The following is a 4,109-nucleotide window of genomic DNA, read 5'->3' as shown; positions in this document are numbered from 1 at the left end:
AGTTTGTGACCGCATTTGAATCGAGATTAAGAGGAGTATGTTAATTAAAAGTAGTCTCATTTTTTAGCTTGGGCATAACGTTCCCGGTTAACGCAAGTAGCGGACCTGGGAACGTAAATTTGTCGGTTAAGTTCTATTTTTAAAGGTAGTCAAAAATGTCATTTTTAAGTGGTCTGCAGCTATTTGCTTCGTTAACCGATGTTGGCGATAGTTTTTAATCGATATATTCCTTGCCATCTAATGACAACCATCCTTTTTTATTATTTGGTAGAACGAATTTTGAAAAATAAAAATTAAACTTCTCGACTTTTTTATATTTCGCATTTGTGTTAATAGGATAATATCCAAAAAGCCCATTGCTCTCAAATTTTATAGGCAGGTAATATCCCGAAGATATAATTGAATCATATTTTACCGGTAATATGGTATTTAATTTTATTCCATTATCAAGAAAAACAATTTCCAATAAACCGAATTTGCCGTCCTTTTTTACAATAAGATAGTTTAAAGAGTTGTTTGGTAATTTAAAATATGAACCAGTACCTGTATTGCCATCAAATGAAAGAGTTTTTGTACCGTTTAAAAATAAAACATCATCGTACTCTGTATTTGGGAATAAATTATAAGATGTTGTGTTATTATCTCCACCGACAAATAAATTGTTGGTATTATCAATAAGCACAAAACTGTTATTTTCATTTCTTATTTCTCTTTTTGAGTATGCGACGGTACCACAAACAATATTTATAATATTTGGTTTTTTGTAAGATATTTCACCAGATTTATTCAACCATATAACTTTATCACTTACAATGGTTTGTAAAAATTCATTGTTAAAAATATGTACTGCTGTAACCTTTTTTTTAGGTGTAATATTTTCAAGTTTAGAATTATAAATTTGATAATTCCCTTTGGTTTTTCCAATAACATACCCTTTCTCTAAATAAAGTGTATCAAATTTTTTAGATAATAAATCAATATTAAAAACTAAATCCTTTAGCTTATTCTCCTCGATTCTATAAAGAATTTGATCTGCATCCTCATATAAGTAGTTATTCTTTGTTTTGATCAACCACTCTTTATCAATAATATTGGAATCAGTATTTATAAATTCTTGACCATCAATAGCTATTTTATATGTCTCATTAAAAGGAATAATATGTCCAATATGATCTAGATCCCCTCGGAAATGATTTTCATACAATAAAACAATAGGTTTTTGCTTATTAATTCTTAAGAAAATGTAATTGTAAAAAGTAGAGTAATTGAGTATCCACTGATTTTCCCTTTTGTCTTTATCATAATTGTATACTTCCCTGTATTCATAATTATTTAATACAAAATATGAATTGTTGAAATATTCCAATTGAGTTATTTCCTGACCATTCTTTTTAAGGAAATATTTTTTATTCAATTGTTTTTTAAAACTCTCTAAATCTAAATTGGGTAGGTTTTCAATATTTGTTATTGAAGAGTTAGATTTAAAAATATATAAGGAATCTCTTGTGGTGAAAGAAGCAAGATTGAAGTTATATTCGAAATCATATAATTCTTGAATTTCAAAATCTAGTTCTCTATAATTTTTGTCAGATGATTTTTTATAAAAATCAATGGTATAAGGGGTTATAGATATTAAATCGGCTTTTATGTCAAATACTTTCTGGCTAAAAGCAAAATTATTTAGGATGAAAACACAAAATACTATTAAATAAAATTCCTTTTTTTTCATTTTATAAAAATTATCGCCAACGTTCCCGGTTAACAAAAGTGGCGAGTAGGGAAGAAGTCACTTTCCGTGGAAACGAATATTGTTAGGGAAATAAATGTAGAAAAATATCTCTCAAAAAAGCCATTTTAGTTAACCGATGTTGTAGCACGTTTTAATTTAAATACTCTACGTCAGGACGAACCTTTTTTCGCCATTCCTTTCCGTACTTCTCGTCCATTAATTCGAAGATTCTTTCATTATATAATTTTAAGCAATCCATTGCTGGAGGTGTACAGCCGAAATCGTAATATTTAATCTTGTATTTCTTTTCAAAACGCTGGTCAGCTTTAGTATTTGCTACTGGCGCAATAGATCCGAAAAGCAATAATTTTGGAGTTCGATTTTGCCAGTCAGAATCAGCTTTTTCCGCATCAAATTCACATTCTGCTTTAAGCAAAAAAAGTTCGTTTGCTATTCCAGTACTTGTGACCACTTCAAATTCTTGAGTGGGAAATCCGAATGCTGAGATCTTGAGTAAATATTCTTTATTAGGCTCCAGATATTCCAATCGAAATTTTCCCAAGCTATCCGCAATAGTTCCTGGATGTCTGCTTTGTAGTACTTCTATATAAATATCCGCATCGGGTTTCATAGCGGTCAGTTCGGAGAGCACCGTTCCTCTGATTTCAACTTGGGCAGATGTTAAGCCACAAATCATAATCATAATCAGAGTTAGAATTTCCTTTTTTAGATTCATTTCTATAAATGTGCTACAACGTGCCCGGTTAACGCAAGTAGCGGACCTGGGAAACGTATTTGTCGGTTAAGTTATCGTTTTAAAGGTAGTCAAAAATTGCAGTTTTAAGTGGTCTGCCGCTATTTGCTCGTTAACCGATGTTACCTCACGTTTTTATTCCACTCAATATTAATCCGTAAATTAAAATTATTATTAATGAAATCAGAAAAGGTTTTGAGGATTTATAAATTCGAGAAATATAAGTCCAGCTGTATGAATAAATGAAAATCGGAACCATAAATATTAAATTACCGACCTGTTCTTTAATTTCATAATCTATATAGTGAAACTCAATATAAAATTGCAAAAGTCTTGAAATGGAAAAAAATACCAGCCCGAAAATAAAAACAGAATTGGTTTGCGAAATTCTATTCATTCTGGTTTCCCGTCTATTCTTTAAAATTGGTTTACTTGTCCATAAGTAACTAGTAAAACTAAACCCGAGACTAATCGAAAATAAGCTCCAGAAAAAAGAATAGTAAAAGCTAGGTTTTTCACTGAAAGGTGTTGGCCAATATCCGGCGGTCATTGCAGATAAAACATCACTCATTTGAATAATGTTCAAGAAAAATTGGTTTAAAATAAATCCGAATATCAATCCAATAAAAATTCCGCTATAAAATCTGAAGCGTCCAATTTGTTCGATATTAAAGTTCGGTTTGTATTTTTTCAATTCAGCAGAATGTTTTTAAATGTGAGGTAACGTCTCCGGTTAACGCAAGTAGCGGATTGGGGAAGCGATTAGTTGTCGGTTAAGTTATCATTTTAAAGGTAGTCCAAAATGTTATTTTAGAAGTTCTGCCGCTATTTGCTCGTTAACCAATGTTGTGGGCAGTTTTATTACCTCAGGCTAATGATAGATTTTGCGAATGTGACCTCATTTATTTTTTGATATAATTCCAGGACAGACGGTTCCTGCTTTTTCATAACAACAACATATTCGGTATTTTTTCCAGTAATGGGATTTTTATCCATATTGGAACAGTAATACCATTTCATCATACTTATACCATCTAAATCATTTTCCTTTTCTTCTATTTTGTTCACCTTAATTTTTAGAGGTTTTGCTCCTTCTCTATAATCGCTTATAATTATTTCCGTATCCGAAACCGAAATAATCCGTGGTTTCTTTATTAATTCGGAGTCCGGCTTGTAGTTAGTCGTCATAGAACTGTTATAAGTAGTCTGTGAGAAACCTTTATTTATAGAGAACAAAATGAAGGTTAGTACAAGAAGTGAATACAGAGCTTTACTGAATTCTTTAATGAGCGAAGGTGAAAAGATTGATTTCATAATTTCCTATTTAAAAATTGGTTGTTTTATTTCAAACTTTTTTAAAACCCCCGTTTAAATTGCCCACAACGTATCCGGTTAACGCAAGTAGCGGACCTGGGAAACGATTATTTATCGGTTAAGTTATCATTTTAAAGGTAGGCAAAAATGTCATTTTAGAGGGGTCTTCCGCTATTTGCTCGTTAACCGATGTTGTAAACAGTTATGCATTGTTTAATTGTTGTTTAAATTTCAATATCTCCGATAGATAAATTTCATTAAGAAATTCGTTGTACACATCATCACGTTTGTAATGCATATTATTCTCTGCCT

The 4,109-nt window shown here is 31.0% G+C and carries 3 protein-coding genes; all 3 read right to left on the bottom strand.

Annotated features, from left to right (window positions below; all coding sequences use genetic code 11):
- Window positions 1-214: 214 nt before the first annotated feature.
- The 3 genes from ACFQ1G_RS00015 to ACFQ1G_RS00005 all read right to left on the bottom strand — a co-directional run bounded on the left by ACFQ1G_RS00015 (window position 215) and on the right by ACFQ1G_RS00005 (window position 3,671).
- Window positions 215-1,729 (bottom strand): hypothetical protein, encoded by a 1,515-nt coding sequence (locus ACFQ1G_RS00015; RefSeq protein WP_380736174.1) that lies wholly within the window; start codon window positions 1,727-1,729, stop codon window positions 215-217.
- 151 nt (window positions 1,730-1,880) lie between these two features.
- Window positions 1,881-2,465 (bottom strand): FEKKY domain-containing protein, encoded by a 585-nt coding sequence (locus ACFQ1G_RS00010; RefSeq protein ID WP_380736173.1) that lies wholly within the window; start codon window positions 2,463-2,465, stop codon window positions 1,881-1,883.
- Window positions 2,466-3,344: 879 nt separating this feature from the next.
- Complete coding sequence (locus ACFQ1G_RS00005) at window positions 3,345-3,671, bottom strand: hypothetical protein (RefSeq protein ID WP_380736172.1); 327 nt, start codon at window positions 3,669-3,671, stop codon at window positions 3,345-3,347.
- Window positions 3,672-4,109 lie beyond the last annotated feature (438 nt).

It is taken from the genome of Salinimicrobium gaetbulicola, assembly GCF_042676025.1.
GTDB lineage: Bacteria > Bacteroidota > Bacteroidia > Flavobacteriales > Flavobacteriaceae > Salinimicrobium > Salinimicrobium gaetbulicola.
The sequence above is the reverse complement of the archived record's forward strand: the minus strand, read 5'-3'. Positions and strand labels throughout refer to the sequence as shown.

Coding starts and splice junctions, on each gene's coding strand:
- ACFQ1G_RS00015 (WP_380736174.1), bottom strand. CDS start 1,729: ATGAAAAAAAAGGAATTTTATTTAATAGTATTTTGTGTTTTCATCCTA.
- ACFQ1G_RS00010 (WP_380736173.1), bottom strand. CDS start 2,465: ATGAATCTAAAAAAGGAAATTCTAACTCTGATTATGATTATGATTTGT.
- ACFQ1G_RS00005 (WP_380736172.1), bottom strand. CDS start 3,671: ATGACGACTAACTACAAGCCGGACTCCGAATTAATAAAGAAACCACGG.